This window comes from Cryobacterium sp. TMS1-20-1 (genome assembly GCF_004402355.1).
GTDB lineage: Bacteria > Actinomycetota > Actinomycetes > Actinomycetales > Microbacteriaceae > Cryobacterium > Cryobacterium levicorallinum.
Window position 1 is genome coordinate 67,405 of sequence record NZ_SOGF01000051.1, and the last position, 19,579, is coordinate 86,983.

The following is a 19,579-nucleotide window of genomic DNA, read 5'->3' on the forward strand; positions in this document are numbered from 1 at the left end:
CATCAGTGCCAATTAGTAAGCGAGCGCGCGGTCCACGGCTTCGAGCACCCGGTCGGGACTCGGCAGAAAGTGCGTCTCGACCGCCGCCGGCGGGAAGGGGGTGTCGAAGCCGGAGACGCGCAGCACGGGCGCTTCGAGCGTATAGAACGCCCGCTCGGCGACCGTGGCGGCGATCTCGCTGCCGACACTGACAAAGCCGGGGGCTTCCTGGGTGACCACGAGGTGACCGGTCTTCTGCACGGAGTTCAGAATCGGTCCGTAATCGATCGGGGAGATCGAGCGCAGGTCGATCACCTCCAGGCTGATGCCCTCGGCTGCGGCCAATTCGGCGGCCTGCAGCAGCACGCTCACCATGGCGCCGTGGCCGACGACGGTCACGTCGGTCCCGGCCCGCACCACGCGGCTGGCGTGCAGCGGCGTTCCGCTCTGCTCGAACCGCACCTCACCCTTGGGCCAGTAGCGGCTCTTCGGCTCGAAGAAAATGACCGGATCGTCACTCGCGATAGCTTCCTGCATCATCCAGTAGGCATCGTGCGGGTTCGACGGGCTCACCACGCGCAGGCCGGGGGTGTGCGCGAAGTACGCCTCCGGGCTTTCCTGGTGGTGCTCGATCGAGCCGATGTGTCCGCCGTAGGGAATGCGAATCACGACGGGCATGATCAGGCCGCCCTCGTGGCGGTTGCGCATACGCGCCAGCTGGCTGGTGATCTGGTCGAACCCGGGAAAGACGAATCCGTCGAACTGGATCTCACAGACCGGACGAAACCCGCGCATGGCCAGGCCGATGGCCGTGCCGATGATTCCGGACTCGGCGAGCGGGGTATCGAGCACGCGCTTGTCGCCGAATTCAGCGATCAGCCCCTCGGTGACCCGAAAGACACCGCCGAGCGGGCCGATGTCCTCGCCCATCAGCAGCACCTTGGGATCGTCCAGCATCGCCCGGCGCAGCCCGGCGTTCAGGGCCTTCGTCATCGGCAGTGAAGCGGATGCCACACTCGTGTCAATTACAGCGGTCATCAGTTCTTACCCTCGTCGAAAGACGCTTCGTAGCGTTCCAGCCAGGCCTTCTGCTCGGCCACGAGCGGATGCGGTTCGGCATACACGTTGTCAAAGATCACCGATTGCTCCGGACCGGTGATCTCCAGCGCCCGCTTGCGGGTGTCGGCAGCGAAGTCGGCTGCTTCTTCATCGACGGCGTCGAGGAACTCCTGCTCGATCCCCCGGCCCTGCAGATAGCTGCGAAAGCGCACGATCGGGTCGCGGGCCACCCAGTAGGCAAGTTCGTCCGGATCGCGGTACTTGGTGGGGTCGTCGGCGGTGGTGTGCGCGCCGACCCGGTAGGTGAGTGCCTCGATCAGTGCCGGTCCGTGGCCGGCGCGGGCGTCATCCATCGACTTCGCGGTGACGGCGAAGCTCGCGAGCACATCGTTGCCGTCGATCTGAGTGCCGGGCATGCCGAAGCCACCGGCGCGCAGGTAGAGCGGAGTGCGCGACTGCCGGGCGACGGGTACCGAGATGGCCCAGTGGTTGTTCTGCAGAAAAAACACCTGCGGGGTCTGGTAGCTGGCCGCAAAGACCAGCGCCTCGTTGGCGTCGCCCTGCGAGGAGGCACCGTCGCCGTAGTAGACGATGACGGCCTGGTCGGTCTCCGGGTTGCCGGTCGCGGTCGACCCATCCAGTTGCATGCCCATGGCATAGCCGGTGGAATGCAGCGTCTGCGAGGCCAGCACGAGGGTATATAGGTGAAAGTTTCCGTGTTCTTCCGGCACCCAGCCACCGAGGGTCACGCCGCGCAGCATCCGCAGAATATCAACGACGTCGAGGCCGCGGATCATGCCGACGACGTGCTCGCGGTAGGAGGGAAAGACGTGGTCCTGGGGCCTTGTGGCGTAGGCCGACCCGACCTGGGCGGCCTCCTGGCCGTGGCTCGGAACCCAGAGGGCAAGCTGGCCCTGGCGCTGTAGGTTGGCCGCTTCGGTATCAAACTTTCGCACCACGACCATGTCACGGTAGAAGCGGCGGTGGTCCGCCTCACTGAGGCGATCGAGGTAGGGCAGAAATTCCTCGGCGGCGGCATTGGGTTCGAACGTGCCGTTCGGGGAGATCATGCGTACGCAGGTCTCGGCCCCATCGAGGCCGAAGGCTGCTGACGTGGGCGCTGCTGTCATGGGCACAGTCGCATCGTTTCGGGTGGCTGACACCGTACTAACCTATCTTTCGTGCCGGGTGACCGGCGGGAAGGGCGTCGACAAGATCCGCGCTCATTAATAGGAGTGTCGCCACAGCCTGCTCCTCACCGATCGACACCCGAATGCCCTCCGGCACGAAGGGGCGCACGATAAGGCCGGCCTCGCCGAGAGCCTCGGCCACGCTCGCGGTTTCGGCACCCGTGGGCAGCCAAAGAAAGTTGCCCTGCGGCTGGGGAATGTTCCAGCCCTGCTGGGTGAGTGCCGTCCAGGTTGCATCGCGACGCGCAGCAATGGTCCGAACCCGGTCAAGCAGTTCCTTTTCGGCGTCGAGCGAGGCGATCGCTGCCGCGGCTGCTGGCGCGGTGACCGAGAGCGGGATGGCGGTCGCGCGGGCGGCGTTCAGAATATCCACCGGCCCGAGGGCATAGCCGATGCGCAGTCCGGCCAGGCCGTAAGCCTTGGAGAAGGTGCGCAGCACGACCAGATTCGGGTAGCGGGCCAGGAGCGGCGGGCCGGTCACAGCATCCGCTTCGGTGACGAACTCGATATATGCCTCATCGAGAATGACCAGCAGATCGGTCGGGACAACGGCCATGAAGGCCTCGAATTCGTCCTTGGTGACGATGGTGCCGGTGGGGTTGTTGGGCGAGCAGACGATGACGACCCGGGTCGCCTCGCCGATCGCGGCGGCCATTTCGGGTAGGTCATGACCGTGATCGGCGCGGTTGGGCACGCGCACGCTGGTCGCACCCGCGACGGTGACGAGCGAGGGGTAGGCCTCGAACGACCGCCAGGAGTAGAGCACTTCATCGCCAGGGCCGGCGGCAGCGAGAATCAGCTGGGCCAGCAGGGCCACCGAACCCGAACCGACGTGCACCTGGGCGACATCGATGCTGTACTTGGCAGCGAGGCGTTCGCACAGGGCCAGCGCCGAGGCATCCGGGTAGCGATTGAAGGCCGTTTCGGCGGCGACCGCCGCCACGACCCCCGGTAGCGGGTCAAAGGGGTTCTCGTTGCTGGAGAGCTTGAAGTCACTGGCGTCAGCCGGTTTGCCCTGCTTATAGGCCGGGAGTGCGATGATCTCCGGGCGCAGGCGGACGGAGGGTCGGTCGGAGAGGCTCACTCGTGGAGTCTACGCCCGCATATATTCGCAATGGCGAATGAATGATTGCCCGCCTTTCGACCGCGCGGCCCGGACGCCGCACCCGACGGCGCTTCCCGGTGAGATAGTAGGGACATGGCCAGATTCCTGATCAAGTTGATCGTCAACGCGGTGGCCCTGTGGCTCACCGCCCTGCTCGTCACCGGAGTGCACGTCATTCCGTACGCACCCGACTCGGGTGCGAGCGTGATCACCTACCTGCTCATCGCGCTCATCTTCGGGTTCGTGAACACCGTCGTTGGCGGGGTCGTGCGGGTCGTCGCATTTCCGCTGTACATTCTCACGCTCGGACTGTTCGCGCTCATCGTCAACGGCCTGCTGCTGCTACTCGTCGCCTGGCTCTCCGGTTTTCTGGGTTTCGGCCTCGTTGTCGATGGCTTCTGGTGGGGCGTGCTCGGTGCCCTGGTACTCGGAATCATCTCCTGGCTGCTCGGTCTGATCGTGCGCCCGGTCACCGACCGCAACTGAGCCGCGCCGTCACTTCGGCGCTGGCCCGGCCGGCAAGCGGATGCCGCGCCACAAGACGGCCTCGCCGTCCGCGTTCCCGACAATGCCGGTCACCGTGTCCTGAAAATTTTGCAGGTTCTCTTCTGGGGAGGCGTCGATGAGTTGCGCCGTCTCGCGGTAGCGATCAAGGTGGTGGGCCGGCACGTTCTCCCCAACCGGGGGTTCGGTCGTCGCGAAGACCTCGCGACGCACGGTGAGGCGATCCTCCGAGTCGATCAGGCATGACCCACCAAGAGCCGTCACCACGTCATCGCTGTGCTCAACGGTGAGCGTCGCGACACCGGACGGCACCGGAACACACGTTTCCGGCGCCCCAAAAGTGGCCACCGCCTGCACGTTGAACGCCTCAGAGGCAGCTACCTGCGTGGCGACGATGCCACCCTGCGAATGACCGGCCACGACTACTGGATCACCGGGTTCAACGCCGGCGGCCTGCATCGCCTCCATCACAGCCCGAAAGGACCCCGCGTTTTCCTGGGCAATCGCAGACACGTTCGCGGCGAGGTCGAAGGGCTCGTTCGTGGCGACCGGATCCCAGTCGACCGTCCCACCGATGTACACGGCCCAGGACGTTTGCTCGCCGTCACCATATTTCTCGATGCGAACCTGCGCCCCGCCCTTGGCGGCTTTGGGAATTCGCGCGGCCACGTCACTCACCCCGGTGGGTGGCTTCAATTTTGCCAAAACACGGACCCGCCGCACCCTCACCGCACCTTCCCGCAACAGCCCGCCGCTTCGCGCTACGGCCAGCACGGCGACCGCGGTGCTCGAGATGCCCGTCACACCCAGGCCGGTGTCTCCGAGAATCAGGTCAACTCCAAGAGGCACTCCCAGTGCGCCCAGAGCGACGTCATCGAGCGAAGAGACGAGCAGCTTGGCCATCACGACCGTTTGCGGGTCCGTGATAACCCGTTGGTCGAGAACAAACCCGTATCCCGTCTCGCGCTTCACGAGCCCCGCCATCGCCCAGACGACCAATCCCAGAGCAGGCAGAGGGGTTGCCATTACTCCCAGGACCAGTGGAGTGGCTCCGAGCAGGAGCATCAGCCTGATAATCGTCCCGACATCATGCCCCACTTTCGCGCTCCCCAGCACGGCCAGTTGCAGGGCGCTGCGCTCAGCCCAGCCGTACCGTTCCGCGGCAGCCACCAGGGACTCGGCCAGGTCGCCGCTGCGCTGCTCCAGTTCGCTGAGCGTCCCACTGGCCCAGAGCAGGGGTATCCCGGCGTCCCCCGGCGTCCATTTCATGGCCCCGCCGGCGGAGTCGAGTTGCCGGATACTGTCCACCCTGACGCGAAAGTCCTCGGCCTGGGCTTGGGCATACCGCAGTATCTCGGCCTCGGCCAGTACGACATCCGTTGACACGATTGTGGTTCCCCCCACGGACACTGTCAGTTCGCTTCCACCCACGCCAACGTCGTACTCGCTCATTGCTCCGACTCCAGCTGCCAAATGTTCTGCCTTAACTGGTTCTGCGCTTCGTCCAGAAAGTTCACGACCAGGCCCAGGTCGTGAACAATCTCTGCGACCCGCTCGCGGTAGGCACGCTTCGCGGCCGACTGCCAGAATTCGCTCTCGTCCCCCCGGCGTAACCGTCCCTGTAAATCCATGACATCGGCGGTGAGGGCCTGCACCCGCAGCCGTTGAGCTCGAAACACGGAAAGCTGATCGGTGCGCCCCGATGCGATGAGCCCAGCCAGATCATCCATGGCACCTCCCCGACAGGACCGATCGTCGCAGAATCGCCGGCCACCGGGCATCCCCTCGACGATTCTGTGCACAGATTCCGGATACTGGGCATGTGCAGGAGCCGAATCTGCTCCACAATGGGACACATGTCTTTTGCGTCACTCACCCCCGACGAGTCGACGCCATTCCGCATCATTTTCGTCTGCACCGGCAACATCTGCCGATCGCCCATGGCCGAGGTCGTGCTGCGTGATCTGATCACGAAGCTCGGCCTGGGGCGACTGATCGCGACCAGCTCGGCCGGCACCGGAGACTGGCATGTGGGTGAGCAGGCCGATGGTCGCACGATTACCGCGCTGGCCAAGCGGGGTTATGACGGCAGCCACCACCGGGCTCGCCAATTCGATCCGCTCTGGTTCGCCGACCACGACCTGGTCGTCGTACTCGACCGCGGCCAGGAGCGCATCCTGCGGAACTGGGCGCTGGCTGATCGCGATCGCGCCAAGGTACGCCTGCTGCTGAGTTTTGACGCCGAGCAGGCCGCCCTGTGCGACGTGCCAGACCCCTACTATTCCGACGATGCGTTGTTTGACTCGGTATTGGGCATGATTGAGAGTGCCAACCACGCACTTTTGAAACAACTTGCACCCGCAATTCGACAGGGAGTCCAATGAGTCACCTACCCGTACAGGTTCTAAGCCCGCTTGACGGCCGCTACCGATCCGCCGTTTCCGATCTGGGCGAGTACCTGTCCGAGGCCGGCCTCAACCGCGCCCGGGTGCGCGTGGAGGTCGAGTGGCTGATCACCCTCACCGACCGCAGCCTGTTCGGCGCGGCCCCGCTGACCGCCGAGCAGAAGCTCGACCTGCGAGCCCTGGTGACGAATTTCGGGCAGGCCGAGATCGATGAGCTGGCCGAGCTCGAGGCAACCACCCGGCACGACGTGAAGGCTGTCGAATACCTCGTCCGTCGCCGCCTCGGCACGCTCGGCCTCGCCCACATCAGCGAGCTCACCCACTTCGCGGCGACCAGCGAGGACATCAACAACCTCTCCTACGCCCTCACCGTGCGTGATGCGGTGCAGACGGTCTGGCTGCCCAAGCTTCGCCTGGTCATCGACGCGCTGCGCAGCCGTGCTCTCGAATTTCGAGCGGATGCGATGCTGGCCCGCACCCACGGGCAGCCCGCGACGCCGACCACCATGGGCAAGGAACTCGCCGTGTTCGTCTATCGACTCGAGCGCATCGTGGCCCAGATCGACGCCGGCGACTACCTCGGCAAGTTCAGCGGCGCCACCGGCACCTTCGCCGCCCACGTCGCCGCCGAGCCGTCGGTGGACTGGCCCGCCGTCTCCCGCGAGTTCGTCGAGGGCCTCGGCCTCGGCTGGAACCCGCTCACCACTCAGATCGAGTCGCACGACTGGCAGGCCGAGCTGTACTCCCGCGCCTCCCACGCCAATCGCATCCTGCACAACCTGGCCACGGACATCTGGACCTACATCTCGATCGGCTACTTCCGCCAGATTCCGCAGGCCGGAGCCACCGGATCGTCCACCATGCCGCACAAGATCAACCCGATCCGGTTCGAGAACGCAGAGGCCAACCTCGAATTGTCCTGCGCCATTCTCGACTCGCTCGCCGCGACGCTGGTGACCAGCCGGCTGCAGCGCGACCTCACCGATTCCACCACCCAGCGCAACATCGGCGTCGGTTTCGGGCACTCGCTGCTCGCCCTCGACAACATTCTGCGCGGCCTCGGCGAGATCGACATCGACCGCGCCCTGCTCGAGCGCGACCTCGACTCCAACTGGGAGATTCTCGGTGAAGCGATCCAGACCGTGATTCGCGCCGAGGTCTCGGCCGGACGATCCTCGATCGAAGACCCCTACGCCCTGCTCAAGGAGCTGACCCGCGGCAAGCGCATCACCAGCGCCGATCTGGCCGCCTTTGTCTCAGCCCTCGATATCGGCCCGGCCGCGAAGACTCGCCTGCTCCACCTCACCCCGGCCGGCTATGTCGGCCTCGCCGACTCCCTGATCGACTTTCTGCGCTAGGAGGTCCTGACCGGTCAAACGGCGCACGTTGCGGATTGCTCCGGACGTGCGCCGTTTCATTACCGACCGGGGTAGACGATGACCTTCATCTGGCCGGGCTGGCGACCGGCATTGAGGGCCTGCTCAGCGTCGGCAAGCGCAAAGGTGCTCGTGACCAGCACATCGAGGTCGACGGCGCCGCTCTCGACCAGCTGAATGCCGAGCGGCCAGGTGTTGGTGTAGCGAAAGACGCCGCTCAGCCAGATCTCCCGGTTCTGAATCCAGGAGACGGGCAATTCGACGGTGTCGTTGCCCATCCCGACGAGGATGGCCCGGCCACCCGGTCGCACCGCCAGAATTCCGGCCTGCACCGCCGCCGCAACTCCGGAGGCGTCGATGAACGCATCCACTTCCAGGCCTTCGACCGAGTCGACCCTGGGGTCGAGGGCGATGGTGGCCCCGTGCTCGAGGGCGAAGGCGCGACGGTCATCCGCGATATCCGTGATGTAAATCTTTGTGGCACCGAACGCGCGTGCAGTCTGCGCCAGGATCACGCCGATCGGGCCGGCGCCAGCTATGAGCACCGAGCTTCCCGGGCGAATGTCGGCGCGTTTGCAGGCCCAGATCCCGACCGAGAGTGGTTCGATCAGCGCGGCGGCCTCGTCGGAGATACTGTCCGGAATTGCATAAGCAAAGTCCGTTTGAATCGCCACGTACTCGCAGAACGCCCCGTCGATCGGCGGCGTCGCAAAAAACTCGATGTCGGGACAGAGGTTGTAACGGCCGGCCTTGCATTGCTCGCAGATGCGGCACGGCCGCTGCGGTTCGACGGCCACACGCTGCCCGATGCGAGCGGGGTCGACCCCCGAGCCGACCGCGGTGATGCGTCCGGACAACTCATGACCGAGAATAAGCGGATGCTCGACCACATACGGCCCAATTCGGCCGTGCTGGTAGTAATGCACATCGCTCCCGCAAACACCGACCGCGGCAACCTGCACAAGAACTTGGTCGTGTTCGAGGTCGGGAACGGGCACCGTGTCGACGGTGACCTCTCCGGCGGCGCGCAGCAAGGAGGCTTTCATCATGGTCACTGGGGGTTCTTTCGGTAGGCGTGTCGTGGCTGAGGCATCCGTCATGAGCGGTCCTCGATGGACAGGTACGACATGACGGTAGCGTGCGCGCCCTTCTCAAGGAGCGAATCCAACGCCGCCAGGTAGGCGGCGGCGAATCGTTCGTTGTCGGCGAGATTTCCGAACAGTTTCTCATTACGCACGAAGGCGAGCCGGTCGCTCCGCTGAGTCTGCGCGATGGCCACAAGCTCGGCACTCAGGGGGTCGACGACCGTGATCGGCTCACCCTGTTCGTCGATGCCTTCGGCATACCGCGCCCAACTGGCGACGATAGCGGCCGAGCACTCGATCTCGCCACCGCTGGCGAGCTGGTCGTGAATGACCGGCACGAGCCATTTGGGGATTCGGTCGGATGACTCGGCGCAGAGCCGGGCGAGAGTGTCGCGCACCTCGGGGTTGGAGAACCGCGCGATCAGCGTGGCCTTGTAGTCGTCGAGGTCGATTCCGGGCACCGGTTTGAGCGTGGGTGTGCCTTCTCGGTCCATGTAGCGTTGGACGAATCTGCGGAGGGCGTCATCGGCCATGGCCTCGTGGGCATAGCGGTGGCCGCTGAGATAGCCGAAGTAGCACAGGGCCTGATGGCTGGCGTTGAGCAGCCGCAGTTTCATGTACTCGTAGGGCGTGACGTCCTCGACCAGCTGCACACCAGCCTGCTCGAGCGGCGGACGACCGAGACCGAAGTCGTCTTCGACGACCCACTGAAAGAACGGTTCGCAGACCACGGGCCAGCCGTCGTGCAGCCCGGTGAGGGCAGCAGCTTCGATGATGTCGTCGGCCGAGGTGACGGGGGTGATGCGGTCGACCATCGCGTTGGGAAAGTGCACGTTGTGCAACATCCACTCGCCGAACTCGGCGTCCTTCTGCACCGCGAAGGCCGAGAACATGCGTTTCGCCATGTCGCCATTGCCCTGAATATTGTCACAGGACTGCACCGTGAATGGCTCGAGCCCGCGTTCGCGTCGGCGACGGAGGGCCTCGGTGACATAGCCGAAGACGGTCGTCGGCACGGCCCCGTCGACCAGGTCCGCGATGACTCCAGGGTGGGTCTGGTCGAATTCGCCGGTCACCCGGTCGAAGTTGTAGCCGCCCTCCGTGATCGTGAGCGACACGATACGGATAGCAGGGCTCGCCATTTTCTCGAGCACGGCCTCCGGATCGTCGGGCGCGAACAGGTACTCGACCATGCTGCCGATGATCGACGACTCGCGGTGGCCGTCCGGGTGTTTGAGGGTGACCGTGTAGAGGCAGTCCTGCCGGTCGAGCACTTCCTTCATTCTGCGGTCGCCCTCGAGCAGTCCGACCCCGCAAATCGCCCAGTCCTGGGCGAGGCCGGCGTTCATGAGCTCATCGAGGGCGACGGCCTGGTGGGCGCGATGAAAGCCGCCGACGCCGAAGTGCATGATTCCAGCAGTGAGGGTCGAGCGGTCGTAACTGGGCCGGGCGACACCGGACTTGAGGTTGCCGAGTGTCGCCGTGCACAGTGTGGGCTGCGTCATCTACTTCACCGCTCCCATGGCGAGTCCGCGTACGAGCTGCTTTTGGGCAACCCAGCCGGCGATGATGACCGGAAGTACGGCGATGGTTGACGCGGCGGAGAGCACCGCAAGGAACTGGCCACGACCGTCGACAAAGCTCGCCAGAAACGGCGGCGTCGTGCGAGCGATCGAGGTCGTGAGCAGCGTGGCGAGAAAGTACTCATTCCAGGCGAAGATGAAGCAGATCAGCGCGACGGCCGCGATGCCGGGCAGCAGAATCGGCAAGACCACCCGGATTAGTTCGGTGCGCAGGTTTGCCCCGTCGATCTGGGCGGCTTCAACGATCTCGCGGGGAACCTCGTTGAAGAACGACCGCATCATCCACACAGCGATCGGAAGGTTCATCGCCGCGTAGAGCAGGCCGATGGCGGTGATGTTGTCGAGGGCGCCGAGGGCCTTGAGAATGAAGAACACCGGCAGGATCGACGCCGCAGCCGGCAGGAAGCGCGTGGAGATGAAGAAGAACAACACGTCCTGCACGCGCTTGATCGGGCGGATGCTGAGCCCATAGGCCGCGGGGATGGCGAGGAGCAGCACGATCGCCGTCGACGAGATGCTCGCGGTGAGGGAGTTGAGCAGGTAGGTTCCCATGCCGCGGTCGAAGACGAGCTGGTACTGGTCGAAACTCAACGCGGTGAAGAGGGTCGGCGGGATAGAGGCCGCTGCGCCCTCGGTCTTGAAACTGGTGAAGACCATCCAGGCGATCGGAAAGAAGAACATCAACACTAGAACCCACGTCATTGTCGTGATCAGGGTGCCCTTGAGTGTGCGCATCAGCGTTCACTTCCGTTCATGAATACTTTGAAAAGGGTACGGAGAGCGATGGTGGCGACGGCGATCGTGACGATGACCGTGACGACCCCGAAGGCGGCGGCCTGCCCGACGTCGAGTCCGATAAACGCCCGCTCATAGAGCAGATAGGAGAGGGTCTTGGTGCCGCCCGTTCCTTTGGTCATGATCGCGATCGGGTCGAAGGCCTGCAGCAACATGATCGATCCGAGCAGGGTCGCGATTTCAATGTACTGGCGCAGGTGTGGCAGCGTCATCCACTGGAAGGTGCGGAATGGACCGGCACCGTCGACGGACGCGGCCTCGAGCACTTCCCGGCTCTGGCTCTGCAGCCCGGCGAGCAGGATGAGCATCATGAACGGCGTGTACTGCCAGGTCAGCATCATGATGATGGTGAGCGCCGGAAAGTCGGTGTTCCAGGCAATCGAGGGCAGACCGATGAAGTTGAGTCCAACGTTGACCATGCCGACGTTGACGTCGAGCATCGACCACTTCCAGATGAGCGCCGCGGCGGCCGGCATCACCAAGAACGGCGTGATCATGAGGGTGCGTGCGAGGCCCTGACCCATGAACTTGCGGTCGAGCAACACGGCAAAGAACAAACCGAAAACCAGCGACAGCACCACGGACGAGCCCGTGATGACGACGGTTGCCATCAGTGAAGGGAAGAAGTCGGGGCCGGTGAAGACGACCGCGTAGTTCTGAAAGCCGGCGAACGCGATCTCGGCCGGGCGAAGTTGATTCCAGTTCAGGAACGAGAAGTAGATCGTGACCAGAAACGGAATTTGGGTCAGTACGATCGAAAAGAAGAGTGCCGGTAACACGAGTGCCCGTGACGCTCGAGCCTTCTTGCGCAGGGAGAGTGCGGCGGCGTGCGATCTTTGTGCCGAGGGCTGTGCCGGCGCCGGAGGCGGGGCTGTCGTCAGGGTTGTCATTGCTTCTTCCTCATAGTTGAGGTGCTGCCGGGGGCCGTTCGACCGACCCCCGACAGCACGTACCTGGTGCCGTGCTACTTCTGCTTGTCGCCCGCGGTCTGGGCGATGACCTGGCCTTTATCCAGGGCCTCCTCCACGGTGGTCCGTCCGGCGATGGCATCAGCCACCAGCTGGGCGACCTGGTTTCCCACGTCCTGGAACTCTGGAATCGTCACGTACTGGATTCCGACCCACGGCTGCGGGTTGAGTCCTGGCTGCTCTGGATTGACCGCATTCATGACGTCGAGCGTGATCGGGGCGAAGGCGGCAGCGGCTTCCTTGTATTCGGGGATCGAGTAGGTCGACGTGCGCGCTCCCGGGGGAACCCGGGTCCAGCCGAGGGTCGTTCCGACCAGCTGCTGGTACTCCTTGCTCGTGGCCCACTTGACGAAGGTGGTCGCGGCTTCGGCGTTCTTCGTGGTCTTGGGAACGGCGAGGTTCCAGGACCAGAGCCAGCCCGATTCTTCTGTCTTGTAGACGGGAGCGTGGGTGTAGCCCATTTTGCCGGCAACGGCCGAAGTCTCGGGGTCCTCGAGGATCGACGCGGCTACAGATGCGTCGTACCACATGGCGACCTTGCCGGACTGGAGCTGGTTGAGGCACTCGGTGAAGCTGTTCGACACGGGGTCGGGCTCGCCAGCCGCCGCGAGCAGGTCGACGTAGAAGTTCACGCCTTCGACGAACTCGGGCGAGTTCACCTGCGCGTTCCAGTCTTCGTCGTACCACGCGCCACCGAAGGTCTGCACGACGGTGGTCAGCGGTGCGAATAGGTCACCCCAACCGGGCTTGCCGCGCAGGCAGATGCCCGCAACGTCCGGGGTGTTGAGCGCTTTGGCTGCCGTCGCGACTTCCTGCCAGGTGGGGTGGTCGCTGATCGTGATTCCGGCCGCGTCGGTCATTTCCTTGTTGTACATCAGGATCGACGATTCACCGTAGAAGGGAACGGCATACTGCTTGCCGTCGACGGTGAGTGCGGTGCGTACCGCCGGCAGGGTGTCGTCGACGTCGTAGGTGGGATCGTCGGCGAGGGCCGAGGTGAGGTCGGTGAGCCAGCCCTGGGCGCCCCACTGCGGTACCTCGTAGGCCCCGACCGTGACGATGTCGTACTGGCCGGCCCCGGAGGCCACGTCGGCGGTGACGGCGGCCCGCAAGTCGCCCTCTTCCATCTGCACGAAGTTGATGTTGATGCCGGGGTTGTCCTCTTCGAACGTTCCCTTGAGCTGTTCCATGTCCTTCATCTGCGGGTTGTTCACCGTGGCGAGGGTGAGGGTGACATCTCCCGACGCCGCTCCGCCCCCGCCGGCACCGGTACAGCCCGTGAGCGCGAAGGCGGTCACGATGAGCCCAGCCCCCAGCGTGATCGCACGTTTCTTTCCAAGCATTGGAACTCCTTTGTCGTCGTTGCTCTTGCTGTGTGCGGGGGCGGGTGGGTAGAAATCCACTGCTCCGTCCGGAGCGTTCCCGCCGTTATCCGATTCTTGAAGTTACCCGAATTCGTTCGCGCCCTCCTAGTCCGCGCAGAGTACGATTCTGATACTTTCTTTCCAACGGATGCTGCGGCTACCCTGTATGAAAGGCATCCGCTTGACTGGTCTGATCGGAGTTGTGATGAAAGCGTTACCCACGGACGAAACACGACCCGTCGCCATGGCGGCCCGGTTCCTCGAACGACCCGCGACGCGCGAGGTGATCCGACACCTGCCGAGCGAATCTTTTCGCTGGCTGGAGCACGATTACCCGAGCGAAATTGCGCGCTGGAACTACCACCCCGAGTACGAACTACACCTCATTCGGCACGGCACGGGCAGCTACATCATTGGCGACCAGGTCGGCCCGTTTGGGCCCGGTCAAGTGGCGCTCATCGGACCGGGGGTTCCGCACGATTGGATGAGCGACCTGCAGACCGACGAGGTGGTCTACAACCGCGACGTCGTGCTGCAGTTCACCGGCGAATGGTTCGAAAGGTGCGCGAGCACGTTGCCCGAACTCAATCCGGTGAGGGCGCTCCTGGAGTCCTCGAGCCGGGGCATTATCTTCACCGGGTCGACGGCAGCGCGTGCGGCCGCCGAGCTCGAACTCATTGGCACCGCGCAGGGCGCCCGCAAGGTCTCGCACGTGTTCGCCGTGCTGGCGACCCTGGCGGAAGCACCGGTCAACGAGAAGGCCTTTGTCGCCCGGGAGTGGTTCTCCACGGCCGGTCAGGGCGACGGCAGATCCGCCGTCGAGGCTGGGCTGGCCTACATCTTCGACAACCTGTCAACCCGCATTCGCATGTCCGACGCCGCCCGGCTGGCCCACATGTCGGAGCCGACGTTTTCAAAGTACTTCAAGAAGTCGAGCGGGCTGACCTTCAGCGCCATGGTGAAGAAGTTGCGCATCGCGAACGCCTGCCGATTGCTGGCCCAGACCGATGACCCGATCGCCTCGGTGTCTCTCGGAGTTGGCTATGCCAACCTGGCCAACTTCAATCGACAGTTCCACACCGAGGTGGGAATGACTCCGAGCCGCTATCGGCGACTGGATGCCACTGAACCCCCCACAGGACAGACCCCCAGTCTCGACCTCAAGACCCGGCGACCACCGTCGATACTCGAGTCCACGGCGGGCATCCCGGTCTAGGACTGTTGGGCTGGGCGTGCCACGTGACGCGCCAGCGTGCGGTCAGTGGCCGTTCTGCTCATCAAGGTCGGTCTGCTCCGACGCGTTCGGCTTCATGCCGAGCACGAGCATCGCAATCACCACGAGAGCCACGATGAAGGTGACGCCGAAACCAATCGCCGAAAGTATCAGGTCGCGGGTGGTCAATAGAATCGTGCCGGCGATGAACAGGCCCATCAGGCCGGAAATACCGAGCAGTTCGGCTGGTTTCAGCCGATCGGACCGGCTCGGCTGGTGCGCGGGATTGGGCAAACCGGGAGTCTTCTTGGCCATTTTTTTTCTGGGGACGCGTTTTGATGTCACAGGGAATCCGAATCGTTGGGGACGGGAACGCCGCGGCGCTGCCGCGGGGAATCCCACTTGAGGGAGAGCCCGGCAATGGGCAGGAAAACTGCGAGAAAGACCAGATAGGCCCCGAACAGCCCGACCGACACGACAGGGTTGGGCGGAAGCAGGAGGAACAGCAGCGCGAGGATGGCGGTGCCGATGCCGGTGAACAGCCAGTCCTTCGCGGGTAGTGCTCGCTTGCGCACGCGAATACCTGCATAGATCTCCAGGAACCCCGTGACGGCTCCCCAGACGCTCACCACGAACAGGAAAAACCCGTGCCCGCCGGCGTGAAAGACGAGGGCCACTCCGCCAGCGACCATGCTCACGATGCCACTGATCAGGAACAGGCTGCGGTCTGTGGCGACGGTCAGGGTGCGAGGTCCCGACAGAATGAGCCAGAGTCCACTCGCGAGGGCGAATGCCCCGAACGTGATCACACCGAACTCGGCGGAGTGATCGCCATTGAAGGTAATGATCGCGGCCGGAATCAACGCGATCAGGGCGCGCCCGAAGGGCACGCGCCAGTACCCGGGACCGACGTTTGATGGCGCCTGGACCTTCGCCACGCACGACCTCTTTCGTTGCACAATTTTGTCCCCCTCAGTCTACGTGGCGAGGTGGTCGCGGGGCTGCGAGCGCGCTGCGTGCGGGGGTGCGTAGGGGAGGCTACCCGCCGGCGACCATGTCGGCGAACCGGGAGTAGTGGCCGTGGAAGGCGACCGTGACGGTACGGGTGGGGCCGTTACGGTGTTTGGCCACGATGAGGTCGGCCTCGCCGGCCCGCGGGTTGTCTTTCTCGTACGCGCTCTCGCGGTGCAGCAGGATGACCATATCGGCGTCCTGCTCGAGCGAACCCGATTCTCGAAGGTCGGAGATGGCCGGCATCTTGTCGGCGCGCTGCTCCGGACCACGGTTGAGCTGGGACAGCGCGATCACGGGAACCTGCAGTTCTTTGGCGAGCAGCTTCAGCGCGCGCGAGAATTCACTGACCTCCTGCTGACGCGATTCGACCTTCTTACCGCTCGTCATGAGCTGCAGGTAGTCAATGATGACCATCTTGAGCCCCACCCGTTGCTTGAGACGGCGACACTTGGCCCGAATCTCGACCAGGGTCATGTTCGGGCTGTCGTCGATGTACAGCGGCGCATCGTTGATGCGACCACGGGTGGACGCGATCGTGGTCCAGTCGCGGGCCTCGACAGTTCCCTTGCGCATGCTCTGCAGGGGAACGGATGCCTCGGCTGCGAGCAGACGCATCGCAATTTCACTGCGCCCCATTTCGAGGGAGAAGAAGATGCTGGGCATGTTGTTGTGGATCGAAGCCGAGCGTGCGAAGTCGAGTGCGAGGGTGGACTTTCCCAGTGCCGGACGGGCCGCGACGATGATGAGCTGGCCGCCGTGGAATCCGTTGGTGAGTTCGTCCAGGTCAGCGAAGCCGGTCGGTACGCCGCTCATCTGGCCGTCTTTGAGCTTAGCCGCCTCGATCTCCTCGATGGCGGCGGTGACGGCATCGGTCAGCGGAACGTAGTCTTCGGTTTCGGTGCCGCCGGTGACCGAGTAGATTTCGGCCTGGGCGGTGTTGACGAGGTCGAGCACCTCGCCCTCGCCGGCGTAGCCCATTTGGGCAATGCGGGTACCAGCCTCGACCAGGCGGCGCAGCAGGGCACGCTCAGCCACGATCGTGGAGTAGAAGCCGGCATTGGCTGCCGTGGGCACGAGGCTTGTGAGGGTGTGCAGGTAGTCGGCACCACCGGCCCGCGACAGCTCTCCGAGTTTGGTGAGCTCGTCGGTGACCGTGATGACGTCGGTGGGCTCACCCTGCGCGTAGAGCGAGAGAATGGCATCGAAGATGATCTCGTGCTTGGGAATGTAGAAGTCCCCGCCGCGCACGGTCTCGACGACATCAGCAACGGCGTCTTTACTGAGCATCATGCCACCGAGGGCGCTCTGCTCGGCCAGCAGGTCGTGTGGCAGGGCACGCTCCGACTTCCAGGCTTCAGCGGGCCGCTCGCCTCGATTTTGGTCGACGGCACCGCCGCGTACTGACGAAGCGTACTCGTTTGACGCTGGCTGGTTGGCCAGGCCCAGGTGAGCGATCGACACTCGGTACCTCTTTCTTCGTGCACTTCGGAGAATCCGTGTGCTTTCAGGTGTATCAGGACCCACCGACACGGGCCACGATGCACCAGCTTGAGCTGGAAACCGGCACTGCATCACCCTAGGTAGGTAGCAGCGCCCCCACAAACCCCCTTGTGGATAACTCTGTGGAGAATCTGCGCGAAACGCCGTGCAGATTGTGCAGAACCTGTGCACTCAGTTGTGGATAAATAGTTAAACTTAGTCCCATAAATAGCTTTGATCAGCAATTTCATTGATTATCAAGGCTGTGAATAAAGTAGCCTCAACCAACCGTTGAACCTTGACGAGACGAATGCTCACCTGTGCACAAAAGCGTTGCGTTTACCCTGACAAAATGTCTCTTAACGCCACATAGCGGAGGGTTCCTTTCGGAACCCTCCGCTATGGAAGAGGCAAGCGTGCCGGTAACTCGCGGAACCGGCAGTGACCTTACTTGGCTGCGACGACCACCAGGGTGATCGTGGCGCTGAGCTCGTCGCGAAGACGAACCGTTGCCGTGTGCTCACCGGTCAGCTTGATCGCGGTGAGTTCAATCTTGCGCTTGTCGACCACGCCGAGACCGGCGGCTGCAACGGCGTTAGCCACATCCGTGGTCTTGACCGAACCGAACAGACGTCCGCCGGCGCCGGCCTTGACGACCAGGGTGACCTTGGTGTTCTCAAGCTTGACCTTGAGCGCCTCGGCCTCTTCGAAGGTGGCGTGCTCGCGCGCTGCGCGGGCTGCCTTGATCTGCTCGATCTGCTTCTCGCCACCGCGGGTCCACGCCACAGCGAAGCCCTTGGGAACGAGGTAGTTACGAGCAAACCCGTTCTTGACGTCTACGACGTCGCCGGGTGCACCGAGGCCGGAGACCTCATGCGTCAGAATCAATTTCGACATTTGGTTTCCTTACCGGCCTGAGCCTGCGTAGGGCAGCAAAGCCATTTCGCGGGCGTTCTTGACGGCACGGGCGATGAGGCGCTGTTCCTGAACGGAAACGCCTGTAATGCGGCGGGCGCGGATCTTTCCGCGCTCGGAGATGAACTTGCGCAGGGTGGGGACATCTTTGTAATCAATGACACCAACCCGAATCGACTTCGCGGGAGCGGCGTTCTTGCCACCCTTTGCTCCGCGAAGCGGCTTGCGGCGGTCGCCGCTCGACTTTCCAGCCATGATTTCCTTACTTTCTAAAAGAAGACGTTAGCTCCGCGCGAGGCGAGGCTTAGAAGGGGGTCTCGTCGCTGAAGTTGCCTGGGCTGTTCCAAACGTCCCCACCGGAGGCTGCGGGCGACGCAGTCTTGGCGGGTGCGCTGGGAGCCCACGGCTCATCATTGCCCTGGCCACCGGCAGCAGGAGCGCTGCTACGGGGGCCAGACGACTGCGCGCGAGTGAGGGAAGCGGTGGCGTAGCGCAGCGAAGGACCAATTTCGTCGATCTCGAGCTCCATGCTCGTGCGCTTTTCACCTTCCTTCGTCTCATACGAACGCTGCTTGAGACGACCGGAAGCGATGACACGCGAACCCTTGGTCAGTGAACCTGCCACGTGCTCGGCGAATTCACGCCAAACGCTCGCACGCAGGAACAGCGCGTCGCCATCTTTCCACTCGTTGGCCGCACGATCGAACGTACGCGGAGTGGAAGCGATGGTGAAGTTGGCAACCGCCAGCCCGTTCTGCGTGTAACGCAGTTCCGGATCGCTGGTGAGGTTGCCCACCACGGTGATTACGGTCTCGCCAGCCATGGGCTACTTGTCGCTTGCCTTGTCGGCAGCAGCGGCCGGAGCCGGAGCGGCCTTGGCAGCAGCAGGCTTAGCGCCAGCAACCTTCGCGGCCGGAACCGCGGTGGAGGCAGCAGCAACCGGAGCAGCAGCGGCCGGAGCCTCTGCCACAACGGCCTCGGCAACGACCGGCGCGGTATCAACCTTCGGGGCAGCGGCAACCTTGGCGGCCGGTGCTGCGGCAGCTGCAGCGGCAGCGTCAGCCTTGGCAGCGATGACCTTCGGGTTGGCAGCCTTGCGGGCAGCCTTCTCGGCGGCCAACTTGCTCGCGACGACGACCTGGGCGATGCCCTCTTCGGCGCGGAGCACCTTGGTGCGCATGACGGCCTCGGACAGCTTCAGCTGGCGGTCGAGCTCGACCGTGGCTGAGGCGTTCGCGGTGAAGTCGACAACGGCGTAAATGCCTTCGGTCTTCTTGTTGATCTCGTAAGCGAGACGACGACGACCCCAGACATCAACCTTGTCAATGGTTCCGCCATCGTTGCGAACAACGTTGAGGAACTTGTCAAGGCTGGGAGCTACGGTGCGCTCATCGATCTCGGGATCGAGGATAACCATAAGTTCGTACTGATGCATGACTAACCCACCTCCTTCGGACTAAAACGGCTGCAGACTTTCTGCAACAGGAGGGTTGTGCATGTGCTGCCGGCGCTGGTCCGGGGAATCCGGCACGCAGGCAACCTGCC

Annotated in this window: 20 protein-coding genes and 1 pseudogene; 4 read left to right on the plus strand and 17 right to left on the minus strand. The window is 63.8% G+C overall.

What is annotated here, in order from left to right; genetic code table 11:
• Positions 1-12: 12 nt before the first annotated feature.
• Genes E3O45_RS10950 through E3O45_RS10960 form a run of 3 tightly spaced genes read right to left on the minus strand, consistent with a single transcriptional unit; the run spans position 13 to position 3,312 of the window.
• Entirely contained in the window at positions 13-1,017 is a 1,005-nt protein-coding gene (locus E3O45_RS10950) for an alpha-ketoacid dehydrogenase subunit beta (protein ID WP_134443432.1), read from the minus strand.
• Positions 1,017-2,168: a thiamine pyrophosphate-dependent dehydrogenase E1 component subunit alpha gene (locus tag E3O45_RS10955; protein ID WP_134443433.1), complete on the minus strand. Its 1,152-nt coding sequence runs from the start codon at positions 2,166-2,168 to the stop codon at positions 1,017-1,019. Before E3O45_RS10955 ends, E3O45_RS10950 begins: the two co-directional genes overlap by 1 nt.
• Before the next feature lie 37 nt (positions 2,169-2,205).
• A complete protein-coding gene (locus E3O45_RS10960) occupies positions 2,206-3,312 on the minus strand; it encodes a histidinol-phosphate transaminase (RefSeq protein ID WP_134443434.1) in 1,107 nt (368 codons plus the stop codon).
• A gap of 114 nt (positions 3,313-3,426) precedes the next feature.
• Here E3O45_RS10960 and E3O45_RS10965 point away from each other — a divergent pair, with 114 nt between their 5' ends.
• Complete coding sequence (locus tag E3O45_RS10965; RefSeq protein ID WP_092447992.1) at positions 3,427-3,819, plus strand: phage holin family protein; 393 nt, start codon at positions 3,427-3,429, stop codon at positions 3,817-3,819.
• A 9-nt stretch (positions 3,820-3,828) separates the two neighbouring features.
• Here E3O45_RS10965 and E3O45_RS10970 read toward each other — a convergent pair whose 3' ends face one another.
• Both E3O45_RS10970 and E3O45_RS10975 read right to left on the minus strand, forming a co-directional pair.
• A complete protein-coding gene (locus tag E3O45_RS10970; RefSeq protein ID WP_134443435.1) occupies positions 3,829-5,289 on the minus strand; it encodes an alpha/beta hydrolase in 1,461 nt (486 codons plus the stop codon).
• A complete protein-coding gene (locus tag E3O45_RS10975; protein WP_134443436.1) occupies positions 5,286-5,567 on the minus strand; it encodes a hypothetical protein in 282 nt (93 codons plus the stop codon). Before E3O45_RS10975 ends, E3O45_RS10970 begins: the two co-directional genes overlap by 4 nt.
• Before the next feature lie 126 nt (positions 5,568-5,693).
• Here E3O45_RS10975 and E3O45_RS10980 point away from each other — a divergent pair, with 126 nt between their 5' ends.
• Positions 5,694-6,221 carry a low molecular weight protein-tyrosine-phosphatase gene (locus tag E3O45_RS10980; protein ID WP_092448187.1) on the plus strand — a complete coding sequence of 176 codons (528 nt, stop codon included), beginning with the start codon at positions 5,694-5,696 and terminating at the stop codon, positions 6,219-6,221.
• Positions 6,218-7,600, plus strand: a complete 1,383-nt coding sequence (gene purB, locus E3O45_RS10985; protein ID WP_134443437.1) for an adenylosuccinate lyase — start codon at positions 6,218-6,220, stop codon at positions 7,598-7,600. The genes E3O45_RS10980 and purB overlap by 4 nt, the downstream gene beginning before the upstream one ends.
• 59 nt (positions 7,601-7,659) lie before the next feature.
• On the opposite strand, the gene E3O45_RS10990 is transcribed toward purB, so the two are convergent.
• The 5 genes from E3O45_RS10990 to E3O45_RS11010 form a co-directional block, all read right to left on the minus strand.
• Positions 7,660-8,667: an NAD(P)-dependent alcohol dehydrogenase gene (locus E3O45_RS10990; RefSeq protein ID WP_370450368.1), complete on the minus strand. Its 1,008-nt coding sequence runs from the start codon at positions 8,665-8,667 to the stop codon at positions 7,660-7,662.
• A 47-nt stretch (positions 8,668-8,714) separates the two neighbouring features.
• Positions 8,715-10,208: a mannitol dehydrogenase family protein gene (locus tag E3O45_RS10995; RefSeq protein WP_134443439.1), complete on the minus strand. Its 1,494-nt coding sequence runs from the start codon at positions 10,206-10,208 to the stop codon at positions 8,715-8,717.
• Positions 10,209-11,021 (minus strand): carbohydrate ABC transporter permease, encoded by an 813-nt coding sequence (locus E3O45_RS11000; protein ID WP_134443440.1) that lies wholly within the window; start codon positions 11,019-11,021, stop codon positions 10,209-10,211.
• Entirely contained in the window at positions 11,021-11,971 is a 951-nt protein-coding gene (locus E3O45_RS11005; protein WP_134443441.1) for a carbohydrate ABC transporter permease, read from the minus strand. Before E3O45_RS11005 ends, E3O45_RS11000 begins: the two co-directional genes overlap by 1 nt.
• Before the next feature lie 74 nt (positions 11,972-12,045).
• Positions 12,046-13,392 (minus strand): sugar ABC transporter substrate-binding protein, encoded by a 1,347-nt coding sequence (locus E3O45_RS11010; protein ID WP_134443442.1) that lies wholly within the window; start codon positions 13,390-13,392, stop codon positions 12,046-12,048.
• A 226-nt stretch (positions 13,393-13,618) separates the two neighbouring features.
• On the opposite strand from E3O45_RS11010, the gene E3O45_RS11015 reads away from it, so the two are divergent.
• The gene (locus E3O45_RS11015; RefSeq protein WP_241985324.1) at positions 13,619-14,629 is read left to right on the plus strand and encodes an AraC family transcriptional regulator; all 1,011 of its coding nucleotides are present in this window, start codon (positions 13,619-13,621) and stop codon (positions 14,627-14,629) included.
• Positions 14,630-14,671: 42 nt separating this feature from the next.
• Here the strand turns inward: E3O45_RS11015 and E3O45_RS11020 are convergent, their stop codons facing one another.
• From E3O45_RS11020 to rpsF, 7 genes and pseudogenes are all read right to left on the minus strand, one after another.
• Positions 14,672-14,920: a hypothetical protein gene (locus tag E3O45_RS11020; protein ID WP_092448189.1), complete on the minus strand. Its 249-nt coding sequence runs from the start codon at positions 14,918-14,920 to the stop codon at positions 14,672-14,674.
• A gap of 47 nt (positions 14,921-14,967) precedes the next feature.
• Positions 14,968-15,564 carry a hypothetical protein gene (locus E3O45_RS11025; RefSeq protein ID WP_134443444.1) on the minus strand — a complete coding sequence of 199 codons (597 nt, stop codon included), beginning with the start codon at positions 15,562-15,564 and terminating at the stop codon, positions 14,968-14,970.
• A 100-nt stretch (positions 15,565-15,664) separates the two neighbouring features.
• Positions 15,665-16,972, minus strand: a complete 1,308-nt coding sequence (dnaB, locus tag E3O45_RS11030) for a replicative DNA helicase (RefSeq protein WP_369828705.1) — start codon at positions 16,970-16,972, stop codon at positions 15,665-15,667.
• Between the two features lie 594 nt (positions 16,973-17,566).
• The gene (gene rplI, locus E3O45_RS11035) at positions 17,567-18,016 is read right to left on the minus strand and encodes a 50S ribosomal protein L9 (RefSeq protein WP_134443445.1); all 450 of its coding nucleotides are present in this window, start codon (positions 18,014-18,016) and stop codon (positions 17,567-17,569) included.
• Positions 18,017-18,025: 9 nt separating this feature from the next.
• Positions 18,026-18,289: a 30S ribosomal protein S18 gene (gene rpsR, locus E3O45_RS11040; protein WP_035835236.1), complete on the minus strand. Its 264-nt coding sequence runs from the start codon at positions 18,287-18,289 to the stop codon at positions 18,026-18,028.
• Between the two features lie 49 nt (positions 18,290-18,338).
• The gene (locus E3O45_RS11045) at positions 18,339-18,857 is read right to left on the minus strand and encodes a single-stranded DNA-binding protein (protein WP_092448003.1); all 519 of its coding nucleotides are present in this window, start codon (positions 18,855-18,857) and stop codon (positions 18,339-18,341) included.
• Positions 18,858-19,100: 243 nt separating this feature from the next.
• A pseudogene (gene rpsF / locus E3O45_RS18050) lies at positions 19,101-19,469 on the minus strand (30S ribosomal protein S6); the annotation flags it as partial.
• Positions 19,470-19,579 lie beyond the last annotated feature (110 nt).